We start from the raw sequence: 24,269 nt of genomic DNA, 5'->3' as shown, positions 1-24,269 counted from the left end.
GATCGCGCCGGACGCCGGCCGGGGAGGAGGCTACGCGGTGGTGAAGCTGACGACCTTCGGCGCCCGGACGACGGCACGCGTGATGGTGCGTCCCGCGAGGGCGCGGACGACCTTCTCGTCGGCACGGGCGAGCGCTTCGAGCTGGTCGGCGGAGACGCGCGCGGGCACCGTGAGGGTGCCGCGCACCTTGCCGTCGACCTGCACGACCGCTGTGACGGACTCCTCGACGAGGAGGGTCGGGTCCGCCTGGCGCCACGGCACGAGGCCGACGAACGGCTCGTAGCCGAGGATCTCCCACATCTCCTCCCCCGTGTGCGGAGCGAACAGGTCGAGCACCATGGCGATGGCCTCGGCCGCTTCGCGCACGGCCGGGTCGGATGCACCCGCGCCGGAGTCGATCACCTTGCGGGTGGCGTTCACGAGCTCCATGAGTCGCGCGACGACGACGTTGAACTTCGTCTGCTCCACGAGGGCGGGCACGTCTGCCCACAGGCGGTGCGTGACGCGACGCAGTCCGCCGTCGCCGTCCTTCCACACCACGTCGGTGGGGCTGGCGACGTCGCGGGCGACGCGCAGCGCGCGGGCGAGGAACTTCGCGGCGCCCGTCGTGGAGACATCCGCCCAGTCCTTGTCGTCCTCCACGGGACCCGCGAACGCCAGGCCGACGCGCAGGGCGTCGGCGCCGTGCAGCTCGAGCTCCTCCTGGAACAGCACCAGGTTGCCCTTGGACTTCGACATCTTCGCGCCGTCCAGGATGACCATGCCCTGGTTGATGAGGCTCGCGAAGGGCTCGGTGAACTCGACGAGACCGATGTCGTACAGGGCCTTGGTGATGAAGCGCGCGTAGAGCAGGTGCAGGATGGCGTGCTCGACGCCGCCGATGTAGAAGTCGACGGGGCCCCACTTGTCGGCCTCCGCCGTGGAGAACGCCGTGTTCGGGTCGCCCGGCGACAGGAAGCGCAGGAAGTACCACGAGCTGTCGACGAACGTGTCCATCGTGTCGGGATCGCGGAGCGCGGGCTCGCCCGTCTCGGGGTCGACGGTGGCGACCCACTCGCTCGCGCCGCCGAGCGGCGACGTGCCCTTCGGGGTGAGGTCGAGTCCCGCAGCGGCGGGCAGCTCGACGGGAAGCTGATCCGCCGGGACCGGAACGATGCGGCCGTCGGCGGTGTGCACCATCGGAATGGGCGTGCCCCAGAACCGCTGGCGCGAGATGAGCCAGTCACGGAGGCGATAGGTCTTGGCGGCGCGGCCCGTGCCGGCCGCCTCCAGCTGTTCGATGACGCGGGCGATCGCGTGGCGCTTGCTCAGGCCGTCGAGCGCGCCGGAGTTGACCAGGCGGCCCTCCCCCGTCAGTGCGACCCCGGTGCGGGCCGGGTCGAGCTCGGCGAGGCCCGGCTCGGCGGAGCCCGGATCGATCGGCACGCCCTGCTCGTCGAGCTCGATGACGGCGATCGCGCCCGTCACGGGGGCTGTCGTGTCGACCACGACCCGGACGGGCAGGTCGAACGCGCGGGCGAAGTCCAAATCGCGCTGATCGTGCGCCGGCACCGCCATGACCGCGCCGTGGCCGTAGTCGGCCAGCACGTAGTCGGCCGCCCACACGGGCAGGCGTTCGCCGTTGACGGGATTGACGGCGTACCGCTCCAGGAAGACGCCGGTCTTCGGCCGATCGGCGGTCTGCCGCTCGATCTCGGTCTCCTTCTGCACGCGCTCGAGGTAGTCCTGGAAGCGCATGCGCACCTCCGCGGAGGCCCCGGACGCCAGCTCGGCGGCCAGGTCGGAGTCGGGCGCGACGACGAAGAACGTGGCCCCGTGGAGCGTGTCCGGGCGGGTCGAGAAGACCGTGACCTTCTCGGAGCGGCCCTCGATCTCGAAGTCGATGTCGGCGCCGATGGAGCGGCCGATCCAGTTGCGCTGCATCTGCAGCACCTTGTGCGGCCAGAACCCCTCGAGCTGGTTGAGGTCGTCCAGCAGGCGGTCCGCGTACTCCGTGATGCGGAAGTACCACTGGGTCAGCTTCTTCTTCACGACCTCGGCGCCGCAGCGCTCGCAGCGGCCGTCGACGACCTGCTCGTTGGCGAGCACCGTCTGGTCGTTCGGGCACCAGTTGACCGGGCTCTCCTTGCGGTAGGCCAGGCCCCGCTCGTAGAGCTGCTGGAACAGCCACTGGTTCCAGCGGTAGTAGTCCGGGTCACTCGTGTGCAGCACGCGCGACCAGTCGAAGGAGACGCCGTACTGCTGCAGGCTCGCCTTCTGCTGCGCGATGTTCTCGTACGTCCAGGCGCGCGGGTCCGCGCCGCGCTTGATGGCGGCGTTCTCCGCCGGCAGGCCGAAGCTGTCCCAGCCGATGGGGTTCAGGACGTTGTAGCCGCGGTGCCGCCAGAAGCGGGCGACGATGTCGGAGTACAGGTAGTTCTCCGCGTGCCCCATGTGCAGGTCGCCGGACGGGTAGGGGAACATCGCCAGGACGTACTTGCGCGGGCGGGTGTCGCCCTCGTCCCCGGCCCGGAACGGGTCGGCCTCGGCCCAGAGTCGCTGCCACTTCGCCTGGACGAGGTGCGTGTCGAACGCACCGTCCTCCGGGTGTGCAGTGGCGTCGGGCGTGGAGGTCGTGGACAAGGGAAGCCAATCGTGCGGGGGCGGGAATGCGCGCGATGCGCACCCGTCCAGGCTACCGGATGCGCGGTTTCACCAGCCCGGCGGGAGATCGGCCCCGAGGGCGGCGAGCGGGCCGCGGGCCTTGACCCCCACCTCGGCCACCTCGGCGTCGGGCTCCGATCCCCAGGTGATGCCGCCGCCCGCGCCGACCCACGCGCCCTCCGGGTGCACGACGATCGAGCGGATGACCATCGCGAGGTCGGCGGCGCCATCGTGCCCGATCCACCCGAAGCAGCCCGCGAACACGCCGCGCGGTGCCCCCTCCAGCGTGTGCAGGATCGTCATGGCCGACAGCTTCGGGGCGCCGGTCATGCTGCCGGCCGGGAAGGCGGCATCCAGCACGTCACCGAGCGTGCGTCCGCTCTGCAGGCGACCGCCGACCGCGCTCACGAGCTGGTGCACCGCAGGGTAGGACTCGACGACCAGGAGCTCCTCGACCGCGACGGTGCCCGGCAGGCACACGCGCTGGAGGTCGTTGCGCATGAGATCGACGATCATCACGTTCTCGGCCCGCTCCTTCGCGCTCGCGCGCAGCTCTGCGGCCAGCGCGGCGTCCGTGGCGGGATCGGCGCCTCGGGGCCGCGTCCCCTTGATGGGGCGGGTGCGCACGATGCCGTCCCCGATCTCGAGGAACCGCTCGGGGCTCGCGCTCGCGAGGGCGAACGGGCCGCTGCGCACGAGGCCGCCGTGGTGCGCGGGCGTCGCGTCGCGGAGGGCGAGGTAGACGGCGACCGGATCCATCGGGGCCGCGGAGGCCGGCACGTCGAAGCGGGTCGTGAGGCACAGCTGATACGCATCCCCCTCCCGAATGGCGTCGCGGCACCGGGCGATGAGATCCGCGTAGGCCTCGGGCGTGTGCCGACCGGACGCGACGCGGGGAGGCGGAGCGATGCGGGCCGGCGGCGGTCCCGCCCGCCAGGTCTGGACGAGCGCGGCGAACGCCCCGAGCTCGCCGGCGGGCGCCACCGCCCAGAGAGTGTGCGTGGCATGGTCGACGGCGACGAAGCGATCGACCTCCAGCCACATCTCCTCCGGCGCGGTGTCATCGGTCAGGGCGGGGGCGCCGGCGCGCGCGGCGGCGTGGTCGTATCCGACCCAGCCGACCCACCCGCCCCGGAACGGCACGGGAAGAGCGGACCGGGGCGTCGGGGCGACGACGACCTCACGCGGCGCGCGCGGGTCGGACGGTGCGCCGATCCCGAGGAGACTCCATCCGCTCGTCGCACCCGGGCCGGCGTCGAGCCAGAAGCTGTGCGCGGCGCGCGCGGGACCGTTCGCGTGGAGGACGGCGGGGTCCGTCCAGCCGACCAGCGCGCGGGCGGCGAGGACAGGAGGCACCCTCACAGGCTAGACCGGCACGACGGGTCATAGTCTGGTGCCGTGAACGAGTTCCTCACGTGGCTCCTCGACGCGGTGCAGAGTGTGGACCCGCTGCTGAGGACGCTGGTCGCGGGACTCGCGATCATGCTGGAGACGAGCGTTCTGGTGGGGCTGGTCGTTCCCGGGGACACGATCGTCATCGTCGCGGGGACGGCCGTCGGCTCGTTCGCCGAGGGTGCGCTGCTCGTCGTCGTCGTGATCGTGGGCGCCCTCGTGGGCGAGAGCATCGGCTTCGCGCTGGGGCGCTGGCTGGGCCCCCGCATCCGCTTCTCGCGACTCGGGGCGCGGATCGGCGAGGACAACTGGCGGCGCGCCGAGCTCTACCTCCGCCGTCGCGGCGGCCCGGCGATCTTCCTCTCGCGGTTCCTGCCCGTCCTGCACTCGCTCGTTCCGCTCACGGTCGGGATGAGCGGGTTCGCTTACCGGCGCTTCCTCGCCTGGACGGCCCCGGCATGCGCCGTGTGGGCCGTTCTGTACGTCAGCGTCGCGGCGGCGGCGGCCGGGACGTACCGCGAGCTGGCCGATCGGCTGCACTTCGCGGGCTACATCTTCGTCGGCGTCATCGCCGCCTTCCTGCTCCTCGCGTACGTGGCCAAGCGCGTCATCGTCGCCCGGGAGTCGCGTCACCTGCGTCTGGAGGACGAGGCCGAGGTCCGGCCGTCCCCCGATGGCGTGGGAGACTGAAGCGATGCCCACCCCCAGAAACGCCCGCGCGAAGATCCTGTGGCTCGCGCGCCTGGAGTACCGCTTCCATTCCTGGCGGGAGCGTCGCGCCCGCAGGCGCGGACTGCATCCCACGGTCGCCGCCTACCCGGGGTACGGCAGCGAGAAGTGGGTGCGTGTCCTCGGTCGCGCGCTCATCGTCCCTCCCGTCCGCACGCAGCGCGGCGAGTACGCGAGCGTCCGCGGCTGGCGGAGCTTCGCCGCCGTCCCCGTCGGGTTCGCGCAGGTCTCGGTGACGATCGACGGCGTGACGCACGACGTCGTCGCCGACCGCGGCGGGGTCGTCGACACCGTCCTCGAGGCGGGCCTCTCCCCCGGCTGGCAGACCATCTCGATGTCGGTCGAGGGATCCGAGCCCGTCGAGACGCGCGTCTTCGTGGTGGGCGCCGACGTGCGGTTCGGGGTCGTCTCCGATGTCGACGACACCGTCATGGTCACGGCGCTCCCCCGGCCGTTCGTCGCGGCCTGGAACTCGTTCGTGCTCGACGAGCACGCCCGTCAGCCCGTTCCCGGCATGGCGGTGCTGCTGGAGCGCCTGGTGCGCGATCACCCCGGCTCCCCCGTCGTCTACCTCTCGACGGGTGCGTGGAATGTGGCGCCGACCCTCGTGCGGTTCATGCGTCGGCATCTCTTCCCCCTCGGCGCCCTCCTCCTCACCGACTGGGGCCCCACGCACGACCGGTGGTTCCGCAGCGGCCGCGTGCACAAGCAGGAGAATCTGCGGCGCCTGGCGCGCGAGTTCCCGGACGTGAAGTGGATGCTGATCGGCGACGACGGTCAGCATGACGACGACCTGTACACGAGCTTCACGAGCGAGTTCCCCGGGCACGTCACCGCCGTCGCGATCCGTCGCCTCTCCCCCACGGAGGCCGTGCTGGCCGGTGGGCGGACGGCCGTCAACGACCACTCCGCCGCGGCCGTGCCGTGGGTCACGGGGCCTGACGGCGCCGGGCTGCTCGATCGGCTCGCCGAGGTGGGCGTGGTCGACGCCGACTGACGCGCGGTGTCGCCGACCCCGCGTACGCTGGCGGCATGTGCGGTCGTTTCGTGGTGGCCAATGTCGGATCCGAGCTCGTCGACGTGCTCCGCGTCGACGTCGAGGGTGACGACCTTCCGGCGCCCTCCTACAACGTCGCACCCACCGACCGCGTCGCGATCGTCCTGGATTCGGCCAAGAGCGAGCCGCCGGTCCGCCGGCTGGAATCCGCGCGGTGGGGTCTCGTGCCGTCGTGGGCGAAGGATCTCTCGGTCGGCGTGCGGGCGTTCAACGCGCGGTCCGAAGAGGTCGAGGACAAGCCGATGTTCCGGCAGGCGCTCATCAAGCGGCGCGCCGTCGTCCCGTCCACCGGCTACTACGAGTGGAAGACGGAGGACGGGGTGAAGACCCCGCACTTCATCCATCCCGCGGACGGCTCGCCCCTGCTGTTCGCCGGGCTGTACGAGTGGTGGAAGGACCCGGGCAAGGCCGACGACGATCCCGCGCGGTGGCTGCTGAGCTTCACGATCATGACCCGCGACGCCGTCGGCGCGCTCGGTTCCATCCACGACCGGATGCCGCTGTTCATCGACGCCGACCACGCCGATGCCTGGCTGGACCCCACCACCGACAACGTCGGCGACGTCCTCGACGCCGCGATCGACGCCGCGCCGGCCCTCGCCGAGACGCTCGAGTCCTACGTGGTCGACCGCGCCGTGGGCAACGTCCGGAACAACTCGCCGGCCCTCATCGAGCCGGCGAGCTGACCCGGCCGCGGGTCACCGGAAGGTGACGCCGGCGTTCTCGTTGTTGAGCACGATGATCGGCGTGATCGTCGAGAGCCCCGCCGCGCGGATCTTGGCGGCGTCGAACCGGACGAGCGGCGTGCCCTCGCGGACCTTCTGCCCCGCGGTCACGAGCGTCTCGAATCCGTCGCCCTTCAACGTCACGGTGTCGATGCCGACGTGGATGAGCAGCTCCGTGCCGTCATCGAGGACGAGCCCGATGGCGTGCCCGGTCGGGAAGACGGAGGCCACCGTGGCATCCGCCGGCGCGACGACCGTGTCGCTGGTCGGCTCCACCGCGATCCCGGGTCCCATCGTCCCCGCCGCGAACATCGCGTCGGGGACCTCGGACAGGGCGAGCACCCGGCCGGCGACCGGCTGGCGCAGTGCGAGGCTCACGGCGGCCGGTGCGGCCACCGCCGTCCGTCCGGTGGACGCCGGAAGACCGGCATCCTCGGCCACCACGTGGCGGCCCTCGATGATGTCCTCCATGGCGTCCTTGACGAACTGGACGTTGAGCCCGTAGACGACCTGGACCGACGTGCCGCCGGGCGTGACGGTGCCCGCGGCGCCGGCCCGCTTCAGCGCGCGCGCGTCGACCTTCGAGACGTCCGCCACCTCCATGCGCAGGCGGGTCGCGCAGTTGTCGAGGTCGGTGATGTTCTCCGCGCCGCCGAGACCGGCGATGAACTTCGCCGCCGTCCCGTGGTAGCCGGTGGCCGCGGAGCCCACGGCCTCGTCGTCGACGAGATCCGCATCGTCCTCGCGCCCGGGCGTCTTCAGGTTGAACCGGGTGATGACGAAGCGGAACGTGAAGAAGTAGACGACGAACCAGAACGCGCCCATCACCGGGATGAGCCAGGGATTCTGCGCCAACGGGTTCATCCACTGCAGCACGAGGTCGATGAAGCCGCCGGAGAAGCCGAACCCCATCCGCACGGGCAGCAGGCTCGCGATCACCATCGAGATGCCCGTGAAGAGGGCGTGGATGACGTAGAGCCAGGGGGCCAGGAACATGAAGGAGAACTCGAGCGGCTCGGTGACGCCGACGAAGAACGAGGCGAACGCGGCCGACAGCATGATGCCGTAGGTGACCTTCTTCCGCGTCGTCTTCGCGGTCAGGTAGATCGCGAGGGCGGCGCCGGGGAGTCCGAACATCATGATCGGGAAGAAGCCGGTCATGTACTGGCCGGTGACGCCGAAGGTGCCGTCGGCGTTGAGGAAGTTGCTGAGGTCGTTGATGCCGGCGACGTCGAACCAGAACACGGAGTTGAGCGCGTGGTGCAGGCCCAACGGGATGAGCAGGCGGTTGAGGAAGCCGTAGATGCCGGCGCCGATGGGTCCGAGCGTGGCGATCCACTCGCCGAAGGTCACGAGCCCGCCGTACACGAGCGGCCAGATGAACATCAGCGCGATCGCGACGACGAGCGAGATGCCCGCCGTGACGATGGCGACCGAACGCTTGCCGGAGAAGAAGGACAGCGCGTCGGGCAGCTTCGTGTCCTTGAAGTGGTCGTAGCACCAGGCGCCGATGAGGCCGCAGATGATGCCGACGAAGACGTTCTGCACCTTGCCGAACGCCGGGTCCACCTCCTCGATGGCGACGCCCGTCAAGGTCTGGATGGTGGCGGGGCTGAGCATCGTCGTCACCGTGAGCCAGGAGACGAGGCCCGCGAGAGCCGAGGTGCCGTCGGACTTCCGCGCCATGCCGATCGCGACGCCGATCGCGAAGAGCAGCGCGAGATTGTCCAGCAGCGCGCCGCCCGCCGCGGCCAGGAAGGCCGACACGACGTTGTGGTCGCCGCCGTTGGCGCTCTTGATCCAGAAGCCGATGCCGGACAGGATCGCCGCGACCGGCAGGACAGCCACCGGAAGCATGATCGACCTGCCGAGTCTTTGGAAGAACTTCATTGACTCTCCAACCCGAGGGGATGACGCGCCCGGGGGCGCCTACGCCTGGGAGGCTACACACGATCCCCGCCGTTCACAGGAAGCGCTCAGGTGCGTCGCGGGTTCCCTCTCCCGCACCCCTCGCTGCTGGATGTCGTCGCCCGCCCGCCGCGGGACCTTCGACCCGACGCGGCGGACGCCGGCCCCGCAGAGTGGCAGGCGAGGGACGGAGGACGTCATGACCGCAGGTGTTCCCGCGACGACACGGGTCGGCGGCCCGCCCGCGGAAGCGCCGCGCACCGCGTCGGACCGTTCCTTCGTCGCGACCTGGCTCTTCTCCTGGCTGCTCGGCTTCCTCGGCGTGGACCGCTTCTACCTGGGGAAGGTGGGCACCGGCGTCCTCAAGCTCCTGACCCTCGGCGGACTCGGGGTCTGGTGGCTGATCGACCTCATCCTGACCCTCGCCGGTGTGCAGCGCGACGGCACCGGCCGGCTGCTGCCGGACTACGAGGAGCACCGGGTGGTCGCGTGGATCGTGACCGGGGCCGGCGTGGCCCTCGGCATGATCACGACCGCGCTGTCGCGGACCTACCTGGCGGTGCCGGACGACGTCATCCCGATGATGCCCTGGTGGCGGGGGCAATGAACCGCACACGAACCGCGAGGAAGGACAGGCCATGAACGAGCAGTCGGAGACGATCGTCGTCGGCGTCGACGGATCGGAGTCCTCTGTCGCCGCGCTGCGCTACGCGGCGCGCCTGGCGCACCTGCTGGATGCGCCGCTCGAGGCGGTCACGACGTGGGTGTACCCGCCGTACGTGGATTACGCGCTCCTCGGCGACTGGTCGCCCGAGGAGCACGCCCGCACGGCGCTCGACGAGGCGGTCGCCGCCGCCTTCGGCGGCGAGCCGCCGGACCGATTGACGACGACGACCCTTCCGGGGTCTGCCGCCGACGCCCTCATCGGGGCGAGCCGGAACGCCCAGATGCTCGTGCTCGGAAGCCGCGGTCACGGCGGATTCGCGGGGCTGCTGCTCGGCTCGGTGAGCAACGCGTGCGCCGCGCACGCGCACTGTCCGGTGCTGATCGTCCGCGCCGACACCGCCCGGCCCGACGAGGAATCCGCGTCCGAGCGCCGGGCGGGCGCCGCTCCGGCGTGAGCCGCCGCCTTCCGCCGCGCGAGCCCCCGGTCGTACAGTGACGGTCGTACAGTGACGGTGTCGGTGTGCGGAAGGGGCGAGGGTGGTCGTGGCGGCGGATGCGGACGGTCATCCGCCCGCGGGGCTCGTGCTCGCGGCGGAGGATCGGCTGCGGGCACTGCTGGCCGCGACGCAGTCCGTCGTGCAGCCGCTGGACCTGCCGACCGTCCTCCGGCGCATCGCGCGGGCGGCGGCGGACCTCGTCGATGCGCAGTACGGTGCGCTCGGGGTGATCTCCCCGCACCGGCAGGGCCTCGAGCAGTTCGTGTACGTGGGCATGACGGAGGGTGAGGCGGCGCGGATCGGCCATCTCCCCGAGGGTCATGGCCTCCTGGGGGCGCTCATCAGCGACCCGGCATCCATCGCCCTCCCCGAGATCTCGGCGGACGCGCGCGCCGTCGGGTTCCCCGCGCACCACCCGCCGATGCACTCCTTCCTCGGCGTGCCGGTGCGCGTGCACGGCGAGGTCTTCGGGAACCTCTACCTGACCAACCGTCGACACGGGCACTTCACCGACGAGGACACAGCCCTCGTCGAGGCCCTCGCGACGACGGCCGGTTTCGTGATCGCCAACGCACGCCTGTTCGCGCAGGTGCGCACGCGGGAGGAATGGATGACGGCGGCGGTCGAGGTCTCCGCCGCGCTGCTGTCGCTCCCCCAGTCGGAGGCGCTCGACCTCCTCGCGACGCGGGTGCGCGACGCCGCAGGCGCGGACCGTGTCGCGGTGCTGCTCGTCGCGGACGGCGACGGCCATGTGCAGGTCGCGGCGGTGCGGGGATCCGACGAGGTGGCCCTGCGCGGCCGCGTCCTCGCAGAGACCGACACCTTCGCGGGAGCCGTCGCCTCGGACGGTCACCCTCGTGTCGCCGAGAACGGCGCCGGGCCCGTGGACGACCCGCTCGTGGTGCGGGTCGCCGACGCGGCGGGCCCGGCGATGGCCTTTCCGATGCGGTCGCAGGCGCGGCTGTGGGGCATCGTCACGGTCGCGCGGGCGCCCGGGTCCGCCCCGTTCGCGCCGGCGGAGATCGCCACGGCCGTCGACCTGGGTGAGCGCGCCAGCCTCGCGCTCGACCTGGCGCATGCGCGGGAAGGGCAGGAACGGGCGCTCCTGGCCGACGAGCGCGCCCGCATCGCGCGCGACCTGCACGATCACGTCATCCAGCAGCTGTTCGGCGCGGGTCTCATGGTGCGCGCCGTCGCAGGCGCCCTCGAGCCGGGGTCCGCGCCCGATCGCCTCGGTGACGCGGTCGGTGCGCTCGACGATGCGATCGCGCAGATCCGGACAGCGATCTTCGCGCTGTCGGCACGGGATGCCGACACCCTGCGCCACCGCGTCATCGATGTCGTCGCGGGTCTGTCGAGCCACATGCCGCGGCCGCCCACGGTCCGCTTCAGCGGACCGATCGACCATGCCGTCGGCGGAGGGCGCAGTGATGACGTGGTCGCTGCGGCGCGCGAGCTGCTCAGCAACGCCATCCGGCACGCCGACGCCGACCGCATCTCGGTCGAGGTCACGGCGCGCAACGGCTGGCTGTCGGTGCACGTCGCCGACGACGGCGGCGGGATAGGGGGCCGGACGCACCGGAGCGGGCTGCAGAACCTGCGGGAGCGGGCACTGCACCACGGCGGCGATCTCGACGTGGCCTCGACGGCCGCCGGCACGACCGTCCGATGGCGCATACCGATGACGGCGGACGCCGCGGAGGCGGGCGAGGGATGACCGAGATCTTCCTGGTCGACGATCACGAGGTCGTGCGGCGCGGCATCGCGGATCTGCTGCGGATGCAGCCCGACCTCGTCGTCGTCGGCGAGGCGGGAGACCTCGCGCACGCGCTCGCGCGGATCGAGGCGACCCGTCCGCAGGTCGTGGTGCTGGATGTCCGGCTGCCCGACGGCAGCGGCATCGACCTCTGCCGGACGATCCGTTCGCGGATGCCGGACGTCGCTTGTCTGATCCTGACGGCCTACGACGACGACACCGCGATCTCCGCGGCCGTGCTGGCCGGTGCCGCGGGGTACGTGCTGAAGGACATCGCGGGCAATCGCCTGGTGGACTCCATCCGCGCCGTCGCGGCCGGCAAGCACCTGCTCGATCCCTCGATGGCACGGCGGGCGAGCACGCGCATCCGGGAGAGCGCCGCGGACCCCCGGCTGGGCTCCCTGGGCCTCCGCGAACGCCAGATCCTCAAGCTCATCGCCGACGGGATGACCAACCGGCAGATCGGCGACGCGCTGGGGCTCGCGGAGAAGACCGTGAAGAACTACGTCTCCTCGCTGCTGAGCAAACTCGGTCTCGATCGCCGGACCCAGGCGGCGGTGTTCCAGCTCGAGCATCGCGGCGACGCGGTCCGCGAGTGAGGGGCCGCGGGACCTAGGACCCGGGTTCTCCCGCGTCCGCCCGGTGGACTGGCATCGACCCCACCCGAGAGGATCCGTCATGAGCGTCTATCCGAACCGCTTCGCAGGGACCACCGTCATCGTCACCGGCGGCGGCGCCGGCATCGGACGCGCGACCGTCGAGAGGATCGCCGCCGAGGGCGGCAGGGTCGTCGCGACCGACGTCCTGCCCGAGCGACTGGAGAAGCTGACGAGCGAGGTGAGCGGCGACATCCTCACCGTCACCGGTGATGTGACCGAACCGGACACGATCGCGCGGGTGCTCGCGGCAGCCGGTGACCGCATCGACGGCCTCGCCAATGTCGCCGGCATCATGGACGGGTTCGAGCCGACCGCCGAGATCCTCGACGAGACCTGGGACCGCGTCCTGGCGGTGAACCTCACGGCCATGATGACGCTCACGCGTGCGGTGCTGCCGCTCATGCTCGCGCAGGGCCACGGGAGCATCGTCAACGTCGGCTCGGAGGCGGGCCTCCGCGGGTCGGCGGCCGGTACGCCCTACACGGTCTCCAAGCACGCGGTGAACGGGTTCACGCTGAGCACGGCGTTCTTCTACACGCCGAAGGGGGTGCGCTGCAACGCCGTCGCGCCGGGCCCGGTCGCGACGAGCATCGAGGCGCCCTTCCGGTCGGAGTGGAGCGCGCAGCGACTCGGACCCCTCTTCCAGACGAACATCCCGCCCGTGGCGCAGCCCGAGGAGCTGGCCGCTGCCATCGCCTGGCTCCTGTCCGACGACGCGTCGAACGTGTCGGGTTCCATTCTGCGTGTCGACGGCGGCTGGGCCGCGATCTGACGCCGGGTCCTGAGCCCGCGTGACCATAGTCCCCCCGGGGGACCGCCGTCCGGTGGAGGGTGATGGCATGACCACGAACGAGCCTTCCACCCACGTGACGGCGACCATCGTCTACGAGTCCATGTTCGGCGCGACGCGGCGCGTCGCGGAAGCCATCGCCGCCGGCATCCGCTCCGCAGCGCACGTCGATCTCCTCGCGGTGCACGAGGCCGCCGCGCTGGATCCCGCGGATCTGTTGATCGTCGGAGCGCCGACCCACGCCCACGCACTGAGCCGCCCGCAGACGCGGGCGGACGCGGCGAACTGGGTCGAGAAGCCGGCCTCGCACCTCCGTCTCGAGCCGGACTTCGACGGCGACGGCGTGCGGGAGTGGCTCCCCACGGCGCCGATCCCGGTGCGCGGCTTCGCGGCATTCGACACGCGCGCCGACATGCCGCGGCTCTTCACCGGCTCAGCCGCCGCCGGGATCGACAAGCGGCTGCGCAAGCGCGGGGCGGTTCCGCTCGCGGACTACCGCAGCTTCCTCGTCGACAAGGACAGCGCCCTGCTGCCCGGCCAGCTCGACGAGGCCGAGCAGTGGGGACGCCTTCTCGGCGCGCGCCTGCTCGAGAGCGACGCGACCCGGACCTAGCGCGACGCCGGCGGCGCGGACGGCCACACCCGGAGCGCGAGCAGTGTGAGCCCGAGTTCGAGGCAGCCGATGCCGAAGTACAGGGCCTGGAGGGCGCTGAAGGGGATGAAGACCATCTGGACGAAGATCCAGACGAGACAGGCGTAGCCGGCGACCACGACCGCCAGCGGCGCCCAGCGCCGGCGCCGCAGACAGGCGAGGAAGGCGACGGCGTGCGTCCCGGCGATGCCGACGAGCAGCAGGATCCCCGGGACGAGGTAGCCCGTGAAGGGGCTTCCCTGGAGGTACTCCCCCGGCGGGATGATCGGCGACGACCCGCCGGACAGGCTGCCCCACATCAGCGCGCCGCCGCCGGCCGCGGCCGTGAGCGCGGTGAAGGCGGTCACCACGAGCAGCGTCACGCGCATCCACGGCCGGTCGAAATCACGCACCGAGGCCCGCCAGCCCGAGGTAGACGACGTAGACGGGCCATACCGCCGCCTGGAGGAGGCCGAGCACGACGCCCCAGAAGCTGCCGCTGGACTCCGAGATGAAGTAGATGGCGGCGCCGATGTAGGCGAGCAGGAAGAAGAAGCCCCACGGGCCCGCCTTCTCCACGACGCGCACGCTGCGGCGGCCGTCGCCGACGTCCGTGGTGTTCATGCCCCCAGGGTGGCCCGGCCGCGCCCCGATCCGGGGGTCGAACGTCCCGCCGGTCTGCCGGTCAGGTCCGACGCCGGCGGCGCAGGATCCCGACCGCGACGAGCGCGAGTCCGGCGAGCAGGACGATCGGGCCGATCGTGGCCCATAGGGACGACCCGCTCATGACGGAGCCGCGCAGCACGTCCAGGCCCTGCAGGGTCCACACCGCGCCGACGGCGATCAGGATCACGCCGGGAACGAGCCACGGCCACATCCGCTTCACGCGCTCACCCTACTTCGGCGCCGCCGGGAAACACAAAATCCCCGGATGAACCGGGGATTTCGTGGACCTGAGGGGACTCGAACCCCTGACCCCCTGCATGCCATGCAGGTGCGCTACCAGCTGCGCCACAGGCCCTCCGTCGCCGCTCGCGGCAACCCCACTAGATTACTACACGCTGAGGGGTGCCGCGAACCACGACACCTACGGGGCGGGGGTGTGGGTCGGAACATCCACCGTGATCACGGGGCAGTCCTTCCACAGCCGCTCGAGGCCGTAGTACACGCGCTCCTCCTCGTGGAAGATGTGCACCACCAGGTCCCCGAAGTCGAGCAGGACCCAGCGGGACTCCTGTCGGCCCTCGCGCCGCAGGCGCTTGAAGCCGGCCTGCAGGAGCTGGTCCTCGATCTCGTCGGCGATCGCCGCGACGTTGCGCTCGCTGCGGCCGGTGACCAGCAGGAACGCGTCGACGAGCGGGAGGGGCTGCGACACGTCGAACGCGACGAAGTCCTCCCCACCCTTGGAATCCGCGGCGGCTGCCGCGATCTGCACCATCCGGTGCGATTGTTCGCTTGCTGCCATCAGAACACTCCTGTCACGAAGGCGAGGATGAGGACCCCCGCCAGGGCGAGCGCGAGAACGCCCGCCGTGATGGCCAGCGCCATCATCAATTTGCTGCCCTTCTCCGGCGCCGGGGGACGGATGATGTCCTCAGCGCTCTTGATGGTGCTGACCGCCGCGCTGGCGGCGATCGGCGTCGGAGACGAGGCGGAGGGGAGCTCGCCGTCGAGCAGGACGGCGTCGACGTCCTTGCCCTCGGCGGAGCCGGGGACACGGCCGGTCGAACCGTAGGTGTCCGGGAGGGCGAACGTGCCGGTGATGAGCACTTCGCCGGTCGCGGCGACGGGAGAGACGAGGGACCCCGTCTCGGGCGTCTGCGAGAGGATGAGCGCGTTCGCGGTCGAGAGCGACGCGCCGCCGTTCCCGCTACGCGGCAGCATCTGGTCGAAGGATGCGGGCAGGGAGATCTCGATGTCGACCTCGGCGTCCGGATTCGTCCGGCCGAGGCCGAACGCCGCTCCGGGGGCGGCCGGCGCGGGTGCGCTCTCTTCCGAGGCGGCGGCGTCGAGGTCCTCGGCGGGTGCGACCTGCGGGTCCTCGGACGGTGCGGGCTCGGCCCACTCGTCCGACGGCGGCTCCTCGGCCCACTCGTCCGACGGGTGCTCCTCGGCAGACGCATCCTCGTCCGGTGCCGGCTGCTCGGTCGCCTCGCGCTCCGTGGCGGGCTCCGCCCACTCCTCGGAGGACGCCTCTGCGAGCGGCTCTTCGGCGGGGGCGGGCTCGTCTTCCTCGTCCGCCACCGGCTCGGCCTCGATCACCGCGGTGATGGGGCCGGTCGAGCCGGCTTCCTCGGGGCCCGCATCGCGCTCGGCGACGAGCTCCTCGACGGAGTCCTCCGCCGGGCTCTCCTCGTCCGCCGGTGCGCCGGGCTGGATGGCGATCGCCGCCGTGCGGAGCCGCTCCTGCTGGCGGACGGCGCGGCGGGTCAGTGCGTGTCCGCCGAGGTCGACGGCCGAGTCGGCGATCGGCGCCTCGGGGATGTCCACCGGCACGGCGGCACGCGGCAGGGGCGCGACCGGTGCCGGCGCCGGTGCCGGATCGGGCGTCTCGACGTCGACATCCGTCACGGGGGTCTCCCCCGTCGCGGGACCCTGCATGTCGGGCGTGATGATGGGTGTCGCGGCGGTGTTGCGTATTTCGCGCAGCTGGCGACGGGTCAGCTGAGGAGTCTCCGGCTGGTCGGGTGTGCTCATGCCTCGCTCCGGTAAAGGTGGTGCTTCGCAATGTATTGGACGACGCCGTCGGGGACGAGGTACCACACCGGGTGTCCGCGACCTACGCGGGCCCGGCAGTCCGTCGACGAGATCGACAGGGCGGGGATCTCGAGCATGCTCACATCGTCAGTGGGCAGTCCTGCGGTGCTCAGGACGTGGCCCGGTCGGGAGACGGCGACGAAATGAGCGAGGTCCCACAGTTCATCATGGTCCCTCCAACTGAGAATCTGCGCGATGGCGTCCGCGCCGGTGATGAAGAACAGCTCGGAGTCCGGCCGCTGCGCGTGCAGGTCGCGGAGCGTGTCGATCGTGTACGTGGGCCCGTTGCGGTCGATGTCCACGCGGCTGACCGTGAACTGCGGGTTGGATGCCGTCGCGATCACCGTCATCAAGTAGCGGTGCTCGCTCGGCGAGACCTGCTCCTTCTGGTACGGGATGCCGGTCGGCACGAAGATCACTTCGTCGAGGTCGAAGGACTGGGCGACCTCGCTGGCCGCCACCAAGTGCCCGTGGTGGATCGGGTCGAACGTTCCGCCCATCACACCGATGCGCGGGGCGCGCGTTGCTGCCATCCGCGCGGCCTAGTGGTGGCCGTGTCCCGCCTGGGTGAGTTCGGCGCCGTGAGCCTGGGCGTAGGCATCCGCCTTGTGCGCGTGACGGTTGGCCACGTTGCGGTAGGAGAGCGTGACGAAGCCCAGGAGGAGGAACACGGCGAACGCGATGATGCCGAAGACCACGGTCTCCGCCTGGACGTTGCCGTGGTGCTCCTCTGCGGCGAGGGCGACGATCGTGGCGAGGGTCATTCGTGCTCCGTTTCGATTCGGGTGGCGCTCGGCCCAGTTTAGGCGGTCAGGACCGGATCTGCCCGGACCCGCGGGCGAGCCACTTCGTGCTCGTCAGCTCGGGCAGGCCCATGGGTCCGCGCGCGTGGAGCTTCTGCGTCGAGATGCCGACCTCGGCGCCGAAGCCGAACTCGCCGCCGTCGGTGAAGCGTGTCGAGGCGTTGGCCATCACGACGGCCGCATCGACCTCGGCGAGGAAGCGCTCCGCGTGCGCGTCGTCGGTCGTGATGATGGACTCGGTGTGCTGCGTGGAGTACGTCCGGATGTGCGCGAGCGCCTCGTCGAGGTCGTCGACGACCCGGAGCGACAGGTCGAGGCTCATGTGCTCGGTCGCCCAGTCGTCCTCCGTCGCGGGGACGATGCCCGGCGCCAGGCGCTGCGCGTCGGCGTCGCCGTGCACCGTGACACCTGCGCGCTGGAGCGCATCGACGACCGGCGGGACGAGCCGCTCGGCGGCGTCACGGAGGACGAGGACGGTCTCGACGGCGTTGCAGACGCTGGGTCGCTGGACCTTCGCGTTCACGACGATGTCGCGCGCCCAGTCCAGCGGTGCCGACGAGTCCAGCACGATGTGCACGACGCCCGCCCCGGTCTCGATCACCGGGACCGATGACTCGGCGACGACGGTGCGGATGAGCTCGGCACTGCCGCGGGGTACGAGGACGTCGACGAGGCCGCGCGCGCGCATGAGCTCGCGAGCTCCGTCACGGCCGAAGTCGTCGACGGTCTGGATGGCCTCCGGGTCGACGCCGTGCGCGGCGAGGACGCCGCGCATGACGGCGACGAGGGCGGCGTTGGAGGACTGGGCAGCGCTGCCGCCGCGCAGCACGACGGCGTTGCCGGCGCGGAGCGCGAGTGCGGTGATGTCGACCGTGACGTTCGGGCGTGCCTCGTAGATCGACCCGATGACGCCGAAGGGGACGGACACCTTCTGCAGGCGGACGCCGCCGGCGATCGTGCGCTCGTCGAGCACCCGACCGACTGGGTCGGGCAGGTCGGCGACGTCCCGGACGGCGGCGGCCAGAGCGTGGACGCGCGCCTCGTCGAGGCGCAGGCGATCCTGCAGGCCGGTCGAGAGGCCGTTCGCACGACCGCGCTCGATGTCCTCCGTGTTGGCGGCCAGGATCTCGGGCGCGGCGGCCTCGATCCCGTCCGCGATGGCGCGCAGCACGTCGGCCTTCTGCAGGTCGGTGAGGAGCCCGATGCGCCGCGAGGCGTCCTTGGCCAGCAGCATGCGCTCCCGCGCGGTGGCGGCGATGACGGTCATCCGGTCAGTCTACCGAGCGGCGTGCGGGCTCCGGCCGAGGGACCGCGGCGTGCGGTCCGCGTCAGACCGTCCCGGACGTGTGCACCGGCGCCGTCCCGGCGGGGACCGGACCGGCCGGGTTGGGCTCGAACCAGGTGCCGATCTCGGCACCCTGCAGCGCCTCTTCGACGAGGTCGGCGCTCGTGACGAGCACGCCGACACCGGCTGCCGCGGCGACCCGCGCGGCGGAGACCTTCGTGGCCGCGCCGCCGGTGCCCACGCTGTTGACGACGACCGAGCCGAACTCGAATCCGTGCAGATCGTCGCCGTACGCGACCCGATCGATCGGGCGGGCGCCGGGCTCCCCCGGCGGACGGGTGTAGAGGCACTCGATGTCGCTCAGCAGCACGAGCGCATCGGCGCCGATCAGCTGCGCCACGAGGGCGGCGAGCCGGTCGTTGTCGCCGAAGCGGATCTCGTGGGTGGCGACGGTGTCGTTCTCGTTGACGATCGGCAGGATGCGCAGACCCAGCAGCCGCTCCATCGCGCGCCGCGCGTTGGAGCGGTGCATCGGGTTCTCGAGGTCGCCCGCCGTCAGCAGCACCTGCCCGGCGACGATCGCGAACGGCCGCAGCGCGTCCTGGTAGCGGTAGATCAGGACGTTCTGGCCGACGGCGGCGGCCGCCTGCTGCGTCGCGAGGTCGACGGGCCGCTCCTCGAGGAGGAGGTACGGCATGCCGGTGGCGATCGCGCCGGAGGAGACGAGCACGACCTCGGTACCGCGCCCGTGCGCGGCCGCGAGGGCTTCAACGATCGGCTGGATCTTGTGCGCGTTCTCGCCGCTGATCGACGAGGAGCCGACCTTGACCACGACACGACGTGCACCGGCGATCCCGGCGCGCTCCACCACCGTCACAGTTCGCCCTCGTCCTCCCCGCCGCGCTTGGCGAGGCGCTCCGCCTCGAGCTCGGCGCGTGCGTCGGCCTTGGCATCCATGCGCTCGTGGTACCTGTCGCGGCGCTGCGAGGTGGTGCGGCGCGGGTTGAGGTCCAGGCGCGGGTCGGTGCCGCGCGGGGCGGTCATGAGCTCTGCGGCCGACGAGAGGGTGGGGTGCCAGTCGAAGACGATGCCGTCGCCCTCGCCGATGACGACCGTGGAACCGGCCTCGGCGCCGACGCGGAAGAGCTCGTCCTCGACACCCAGCTTCTCGAGCCGGTCGGCGAGGAAGCCGACGGCCTCCTCGTTCTGGAAGTCGGTCTGCTGCACCCAGCGGAGGGGCTTCGCTCCGAGGATCCGGTACACATTGCCCCAGGTGCCGCCTTCGACGCGGATCTCGAACTCCCGCCGGGAGCCCTGCGGACGGATGACGACCCGCTCCGGCGCCGGTGCGGCGGCGAGGTCGGCGCGGTGCTGGGCGACGATGTCGCCGAGGGCGAAGTTCAGCTGACGCAGACCCTCATGGCTGACGGTGGAGATCTCGAAGACCCGGTAGCCGCGCGCCTCGAGCTCAGGGCGCACGAGGTCGGCGAGGTCCTTCGCCTCGGGGACGTCGATCTTGTTCAGCGCGATGAGCTGCGGTCGCTCGAGGAGCGGCAGCTGCCCCTCGGGCACCGGGTAGGCCTCCAGCTCCGCGAGGATGACGTCGAGGTCGGTCAGCGGGTCGCGGCCGGGCTCGAGGGTCGCGCAGTCCAGCACGTGCACGAGCGCCGTGCAGCGCTCGACGTGGCGGAGGAACTCCAGGCCCAGGCCCTTGCCCTCGCTCGCGCCCTCGATGAGGCCCGGGACGTCGGCGATCGTGTAGCGCACCTCGCCCGCCTGCACGACGCCGAGGTTCGGGTGCAGCGTCGTGAACGGGTAGTCGGCGATCTTCGGCCGGGCCGCCGAGACGGCCGCGATGAGGCTCGACTTGCCGGCCGACGGGAACCCCACGAGGGCGACGTCGGCGACGGTCTTGAGCTCGAGGAGGACATCGCCCTCCCAGCCGGGCGTGCCGAGCAGCGCGAAGCCGGGCGCCTTGCGCTTCGTCGTCGCCAGCGCCGCGTTGCCGAGCCCGCCCTGGCCACCGGGGGCCACGACGAAGCGTGTCCCGGGGACGACGAGGTCGGCGAGCACTTCGCCGTCGACGTCTTTCACGACGGTGCCGACAGGGACGGTCAGCTCAAGGGGCTCCCCCAGCGCGCCGGAGCGGTGATCGCCCATGCCGAAGCCGCCGTTGCCGGCGGAGCGGTGCGGCGAGTGGTGGTACGAGAGCAGGGTCGTGACCTGGGGGTCGGCGACCAGCACGACGTCGCCGCCGTGACCGCCGTTGCCGCCATCCGGACCGGCGAGGGGCTTGAACTTCTCGCGTTTGACGGAGACGCAACCGTTGCCGCCCTTGCCCGCCCTGAGATGGAGCGTGACGCGATCGACGAAGGTCACCATGGAATGTCTCCTGACGGGAACAGGCGAGGGGCGAGCCGAAGCCCGCCCCTCGCCAAGGAAGTGTGTGCGACTACTCTGCGGCCGCCACGATGTTGACGACCTTGCGGCCGCCCTTCGTGCCGAACTGCACGGCGCCCGCTTCGAGCGCGAACAGCGTGTCGTCGCCACCGCGGCCGACATTGGCGCCCGGGTGGAAGTGCGTGCCGCGCTGGCGGACGATGATCTCGCCGGCGAGGACGGTCTGGCCGCCGAAACGCTTCACGCCCAGTCGCTGGGCGTTGGAGTCGCGACCGTTACGGGTGGAGCTTGCGCCCTTTTTGTGTGCCATCTCTGCGTCTCTCCCTGGCTTTACTTGATGCCGGTGATCTTGACGCGCGTGAGGTCCTGACGGTGGCCCTGGCGCTTCTTGTAGCCGGTCTTGTTCTTGAACTTCTGGATCACGATCTTGGGGCCGCGCTCCTCGCCGAGGACCTCGGCGGTGACGACGACCTTCGCGAGCTTGTCGGCGTCGGTCGTCACGGCGTCGCCGTCGACGAAGAGGACGGCGGGCAGCTCGATCTTGTCGCCGACCTTCGCCTGCTGGCGGTCCAGCACGACGATGGTGCCGACCTCGACCTTTTCCTGACGGCCACCGGCGCGCACAACTGCGTAAACCACTTCACACCTGTTTTTCTTCTGTGGAGCGCACGGCTCCGTTTGTCTTTGTGAGACTGGGAAGTCTTGGTGCGGAAGCAAAGCTCTCGGTCGCCATAGGCCAGCGACACGCGACGCACCAAGGGTCCACTTTACCGGATGCGGTGCAGGAGGGCAAAAGCACGGGCCTGGCGTGTCGGAATCGCCGCTGTGCCTAGGATCGGGACGTGGCCATCCTCGTCGACGAAGCGCTGTGGCCCGCCCACGGGCGACTGTGGGCGCACCTGGTCAGCGACAGCGATCTCGCCGAGCTGCACGCGTTCGCCCGCGCCCACGGCATCCCCGCGCGGGCGTTCGACCTGGACCACTACGACGTCCCGGAGGACGCGCTGGAGCGGCTCGTCGCGGGCGGCGCCCAGCGCGTGAGCGGTCACGAGCTGGTGCGCCGGCTCATCGGCTCGGGGCTGCGCGTCACCGCGCGCGAGCGCCGCGGGCTCTGACGCGCCGAGCCGCGGGCGCGCGGACGATCAGTCCTCGGACGGTGAGGCGCTCACCGGCGTGCCGCTGAGCGCGGCCGTCGTGACACGGCGACGGGCGCGACCCTGCCCGGGAGCCTTCGGCTCGGGCAGCGCGCTCAGGACCGTCTCCAGGAGCAGGTCCTTCTCGGTCTTGGGTGCCCGCGACGTCGTCGGCGCGGCATCCACCTTCTTCTTGCGCGACTTCTTGGGGCGCTCCACCGGCTCCGGAGCCTCGACGACGGGCTGCTGCTCCCCCGCGTCGTCGGCGGAGGTGTGGATGGTGGATGCCGCGATCTGGGCGAGCGCCGACTTCGCGCCCTCCGTGATGACGTGCGTCCCGCCGTTGCTGCCGGCCGGAGCCGGGGGCGCCTGGCGCGGACGGCGGGCAGAGCTGCTCTGCTGCGGCGCGCGGTGCTTGACGACCGGGTCGTGGTGCACGATGACACCGCGTCCGGCGCAGACCTCGCACGCCTCGCTGAAGGTCTCGAGCAGGCCGAGTCCCAGCTTCTTGCGCGTCATCTGCACGAGGCCGAGCGAGGTGACCTCGGCGACCTGGTGCTTCGTGCGGTCACGGCTCAGGCACTCGACGAGGCGACGCAGCACGAGGTCGCGGTTGGACTCGAGGACCATGTCGATGAAGTCGACGACGATGATGCCGCCGATGTCACGGAGGCGCAGCTGCCGGACGATCTCCTCCGCAGCCTCGAGGTTGTTCTTCGTGACCGTCTCCTCGAGGTTTCCCCCGGAGCCGACGAACTTGCCGGTGTTGACGTCGACGACCGTCATGGCCTCGGTGCGGTCGATGACGAGCGAGCCGCCGGACGGCAGCCAGACCTTGCGGTCCAGCGCCTTCTCGATCTGCTCCGTGACGCGGAACCGGTCGAACGGGTCCTGCTCGTCCTCGTACTTGTCGATGCGCTCGATGAGGTCCGGCGCGACGCCGGCGAGGTAGGACGTGATCGTCTGGTGCGCGTCCTCGCCCTGGATGAGCATCTTCCGGAAGTCCTCGTTGAAGACGTCACGCACGATCTTGACGAGCAGGTCGGGCTCGGAGTGCAGCAGCGCCGGGGCCTGGATGTTCTCCAGCTGCGCGCTGATGTGCTCCCACTGCGACGTGAGCCGCTGCACGTCACGCGTGAGCTGGTCCTCGGTCGCGCCCTCGGCGGCCGTGCGGACGATCACGCCGCTGGACTCGGGGAGGACCTCTTTGAGGATGCGCTTGAGGCGCGCCCGCTCGGTGTCGGGGAGCTTGCGGGAGATCCCGTTCATGTTGCCGCCGGGCACGTACACGAGGTAGCGGCCGGGGAGCGAGATCTGGCTCGTCAGGCGCGCGCCCTTGTGCCCGACGGGGTCCTTCGTCACCTGCACGAGGACGCGGTCGCCGGACTTCAGCGCTAGCTCGATGCGACGGGGCTGGTTGCCGGTCTCGACGGCATCCCAGTCCACCTCGCCCGAGTAGAGCACGGCGTTGCGGCCGCGACCGATGTCGACGAACGCGGCCTCCATGCTCGGCAGCACGTTCTGCACGCGGCCGAGGTAGACGTTGCCGATGAGCGAGGCATCCTGATTGCGGGCGACGTAGTGCTCGACGAGGACGTTGTCCTCGAGGACGGCGATCTGGATGCGGCCGTTCTTGGAGCGGACGATCATGTCGCGGTCGACGGCCTCGCGGCGCGCGAGGAACTCCGCCTCGGTGACGACGGGGCGGCGGCGGCCGGCCTCCCGCCCGTCGCGGCGACGCTGCTTCTTGGCCTCCAGGCGCGTGGAGCCCTTGATGCGCTGCGGCTCGGTGATCAGCTCGACGGCCCGGCGGCGCGGCTGTGCCGGCGCCTCCTCGGGGGCCTCGCCGGTGCCGGCACCGCCGCGGCGGCGGTTGCGCCGGCGGGCGCTCGAGGGCGACTCGACGTCCGGCTCGTCGCGGACGTCGTCCGCGATCCGCGGCGGCAGCGGTGCGATCGCCGGTGCGTAGAACAGGAGCTGCGTCGACACGGCGGAGACGAACTCCTCCGGCAGCAGGCCGAGGCTCACCGCCGTGACCGGCGCCTCGGGCTCGGCAGGTGACTCGGGCTCGGCGGGCGCCTCGGGCTCGGCAGGCGCCGCGTCGTCGCTCGGGGCGCCCGACTCCGGCTCGACGCTCGGCGCGTCGTCTGCCGGGGGCACGTCCTCGACGGGAGCCTCCGCGGAGTCCGCGCCCGGCGCATCCTCCTCGACGGCTTCGACGGAGGTCACGACATCGGCGAGCTCGGCGGCGGGCGCGTCGCTCAGCGTGACGGGCTGCTCGTTGTCGGACGTGGGATCTTCGGTGTGCTCATCGGCCATCACTGGCTTACTCCTAGCGGGACGGCACCGCGCGCCGTCCGGCGAAAATCTGGCGGCGCCGCTCCGGTTCGGAGGAGCCGCGGTCTCACTCGGTCTGCAGCCGGAGCCTGCTCATGTGG

26 protein-coding genes and 1 tRNA gene are annotated in these 24,269 nt (G+C 71.4%); 10 read left to right on the top strand and 17 right to left on the bottom strand.

Translation table 11 applies throughout. The features are described from left to right. Positions 1-30: 30 nt before the first annotated feature. Entirely contained in the window at positions 31-2,622 is a 2,592-nt protein-coding gene (gene leuS, locus QZL85_RS03510; protein ID WP_295573641.1) for a leucine--tRNA ligase, read from the bottom strand. Positions 2,623-2,691: 69 nt separating this feature from the next. Beyond that, positions 2,692-3,999: an anthranilate synthase component I family protein gene (locus QZL85_RS03505; RefSeq protein ID WP_295573638.1), complete on the bottom strand. Its 1,308-nt coding sequence runs from the start codon at positions 3,997-3,999 to the stop codon at positions 2,692-2,694. A 42-nt stretch (positions 4,000-4,041) separates the two neighbouring features. Between QZL85_RS03505 and QZL85_RS03500 the strand changes: the two genes are divergently transcribed. From QZL85_RS03500 to QZL85_RS03490, 3 genes are read left to right on the top strand one after another with little or no spacing between them, the layout of a single operon-like run. After that, on the top strand, positions 4,042-4,725 hold the full coding sequence (locus tag QZL85_RS03500; RefSeq protein ID WP_295573635.1) for a DedA family protein: 684 nt from the start codon (positions 4,042-4,044) through the stop codon (positions 4,723-4,725). A 4-nt stretch (positions 4,726-4,729) separates the two neighbouring features. Beyond that, complete coding sequence (locus tag QZL85_RS03495; protein WP_295573633.1) at positions 4,730-5,761, top strand: App1 family protein; 1,032 nt, start codon at positions 4,730-4,732, stop codon at positions 5,759-5,761. A gap of 35 nt (positions 5,762-5,796) precedes the next feature. Continuing rightward, entirely contained in the window at positions 5,797-6,507 is a 711-nt protein-coding gene (locus tag QZL85_RS03490) for an SOS response-associated peptidase (protein WP_295573631.1), read from the top strand. 12 nt (positions 6,508-6,519) lie between these two features. On the opposite strand, the gene nagE is transcribed toward QZL85_RS03490, so the two are convergent. Then, positions 6,520-8,436, bottom strand: a complete 1,917-nt coding sequence (nagE, locus tag QZL85_RS03485) for an N-acetylglucosamine-specific PTS transporter subunit IIBC (RefSeq protein WP_295573629.1) — start codon at positions 8,434-8,436, stop codon at positions 6,520-6,522. Between the two features lie 217 nt (positions 8,437-8,653). Here nagE and QZL85_RS03480 point away from each other — a divergent pair, with 217 nt between their 5' ends. The 6 genes from QZL85_RS03480 (at position 8,654) to QZL85_RS03455 (ending at position 13,435) form a co-directional block, all read left to right on the top strand. Continuing rightward, a complete protein-coding gene (locus QZL85_RS03480; protein WP_295573627.1) occupies positions 8,654-9,061 on the top strand; it encodes a TM2 domain-containing protein in 408 nt (135 codons plus the stop codon). A 31-nt stretch (positions 9,062-9,092) separates the two neighbouring features. Continuing rightward, positions 9,093-9,575 (top strand): universal stress protein, encoded by a 483-nt coding sequence (locus QZL85_RS03475; protein WP_295573624.1) that lies wholly within the window; start codon positions 9,093-9,095, stop codon positions 9,573-9,575. 88 nt (positions 9,576-9,663) lie between these two features. Further along, entirely contained in the window at positions 9,664-11,334 is a 1,671-nt protein-coding gene (locus tag QZL85_RS03470) for a GAF domain-containing protein (protein ID WP_295573621.1), read from the top strand. After that, complete coding sequence (locus QZL85_RS03465) at positions 11,331-11,972, top strand: response regulator transcription factor (protein ID WP_295573619.1); 642 nt, start codon at positions 11,331-11,333, stop codon at positions 11,970-11,972. The genes QZL85_RS03470 and QZL85_RS03465 overlap by 4 nt, the downstream gene beginning before the upstream one ends. 79 nt (positions 11,973-12,051) lie before the next feature. Further along, positions 12,052-12,804 carry an SDR family NAD(P)-dependent oxidoreductase gene (locus QZL85_RS03460; protein ID WP_295573616.1) on the top strand — a complete coding sequence of 251 codons (753 nt, stop codon included), beginning with the start codon at positions 12,052-12,054 and terminating at the stop codon, positions 12,802-12,804. Between the two features lie 67 nt (positions 12,805-12,871). Further along, positions 12,872-13,435, top strand: coding sequence for a flavodoxin domain-containing protein (locus tag QZL85_RS03455; RefSeq protein ID WP_295573614.1), 564 nt, complete (start codon positions 12,872-12,874; stop codon positions 13,433-13,435). Here QZL85_RS03455 and QZL85_RS03450 read toward each other — a convergent pair. The 13 genes from QZL85_RS03450 to rplU all read right to left on the bottom strand — a co-directional run bounded on the left by QZL85_RS03450 (position 13,432) and on the right by rplU (position 21,337). Further along, on the bottom strand, positions 13,432-13,866 hold the full coding sequence (locus tag QZL85_RS03450; RefSeq protein WP_295573611.1) for a hypothetical protein: 435 nt from the start codon (positions 13,864-13,866) through the stop codon (positions 13,432-13,434). The genes QZL85_RS03455 and QZL85_RS03450 overlap by 4 nt on opposite strands. Beyond that, on the bottom strand, positions 13,859-14,077 hold the full coding sequence (locus QZL85_RS03445; RefSeq protein WP_295573609.1) for a hypothetical protein: 219 nt from the start codon (positions 14,075-14,077) through the stop codon (positions 13,859-13,861). Before QZL85_RS03445 ends, QZL85_RS03450 begins: the two co-directional genes overlap by 8 nt. 61 nt (positions 14,078-14,138) lie before the next feature. After that, positions 14,139-14,330, bottom strand: coding sequence for a hypothetical protein (locus QZL85_RS03440; protein ID WP_295573946.1), 192 nt, complete (start codon positions 14,328-14,330; stop codon positions 14,139-14,141). A gap of 71 nt (positions 14,331-14,401) precedes the next feature. Next, positions 14,402-14,474 (bottom strand) — tRNA-Ala (locus QZL85_RS03435). A 66-nt stretch (positions 14,475-14,540) separates the two neighbouring features. Further along, on the bottom strand, positions 14,541-14,918 hold the full coding sequence (gene rsfS, locus QZL85_RS03430; RefSeq protein ID WP_295573607.1) for a ribosome silencing factor: 378 nt from the start codon (positions 14,916-14,918) through the stop codon (positions 14,541-14,543). Beyond that, entirely contained in the window at positions 14,918-16,150 is a 1,233-nt protein-coding gene (locus QZL85_RS03425) for a hypothetical protein (RefSeq protein ID WP_295573605.1), read from the bottom strand. Before QZL85_RS03425 ends, rsfS begins: the two co-directional genes overlap by 1 nt. Next, complete coding sequence (gene nadD, locus QZL85_RS03420) at positions 16,147-16,743, bottom strand: nicotinate-nucleotide adenylyltransferase (RefSeq protein ID WP_295573603.1); 597 nt, start codon at positions 16,741-16,743, stop codon at positions 16,147-16,149. Before nadD ends, QZL85_RS03425 begins: the two co-directional genes overlap by 4 nt. 9 nt (positions 16,744-16,752) lie before the next feature. Further along, positions 16,753-16,974 (bottom strand): hypothetical protein, encoded by a 222-nt coding sequence (locus QZL85_RS03415; RefSeq protein WP_295573601.1) that lies wholly within the window; start codon positions 16,972-16,974, stop codon positions 16,753-16,755. A 46-nt stretch (positions 16,975-17,020) separates the two neighbouring features. Continuing rightward, positions 17,021-18,280, bottom strand: a complete 1,260-nt coding sequence (locus tag QZL85_RS03410; RefSeq protein WP_295573599.1) for a glutamate-5-semialdehyde dehydrogenase — start codon at positions 18,278-18,280, stop codon at positions 17,021-17,023. Between the two features lie 61 nt (positions 18,281-18,341). Then, positions 18,342-19,175 carry a glutamate 5-kinase gene (proB, locus tag QZL85_RS03405; RefSeq protein ID WP_295573597.1) on the bottom strand — a complete coding sequence of 278 codons (834 nt, stop codon included), beginning with the start codon at positions 19,173-19,175 and terminating at the stop codon, positions 18,342-18,344. Beyond that, on the bottom strand, positions 19,172-20,680 hold the full coding sequence (gene obgE, locus QZL85_RS03400) for a GTPase ObgE (RefSeq protein ID WP_295573594.1): 1,509 nt from the start codon (positions 20,678-20,680) through the stop codon (positions 19,172-19,174). The genes proB and obgE overlap by 4 nt, the downstream gene beginning before the upstream one ends. A gap of 70 nt (positions 20,681-20,750) precedes the next feature. Further along, complete coding sequence (rpmA, locus tag QZL85_RS03395) at positions 20,751-21,008, bottom strand: 50S ribosomal protein L27 (RefSeq protein WP_028495522.1); 258 nt, start codon at positions 21,006-21,008, stop codon at positions 20,751-20,753. 20 nt (positions 21,009-21,028) lie between these two features. Next, complete coding sequence (gene rplU / locus QZL85_RS03390) at positions 21,029-21,337, bottom strand: 50S ribosomal protein L21 (RefSeq protein ID WP_295573591.1); 309 nt, start codon at positions 21,335-21,337, stop codon at positions 21,029-21,031. A gap of 203 nt (positions 21,338-21,540) precedes the next feature. On the opposite strand from rplU, the gene QZL85_RS03385 reads away from it, so the two are divergent. After that, entirely contained in the window at positions 21,541-21,813 is a 273-nt protein-coding gene (locus QZL85_RS03385; RefSeq protein ID WP_295573589.1) for a DUF4031 domain-containing protein, read from the top strand. A 27-nt stretch (positions 21,814-21,840) separates the two neighbouring features. On the opposite strand, the gene QZL85_RS03380 is transcribed toward QZL85_RS03385, so the two are convergent. Next, positions 21,841-24,150, bottom strand: a complete 2,310-nt coding sequence (locus QZL85_RS03380) for an Rne/Rng family ribonuclease (RefSeq protein ID WP_295573586.1) — start codon at positions 24,148-24,150, stop codon at positions 21,841-21,843. Positions 24,151-24,269 lie beyond the last annotated feature (119 nt).

Origin of the sequence: uncultured Microbacterium sp., from assembly GCF_900078385.1 — a bacterium.
In the GTDB taxonomy this organism is placed as follows: Bacteria; Actinomycetota; Actinomycetes; order Actinomycetales; family Microbacteriaceae; genus Microbacterium.
Note: the sequence above shows the minus strand (reverse complement) of the source record. Positions and strands in the feature narration are given on the sequence as shown.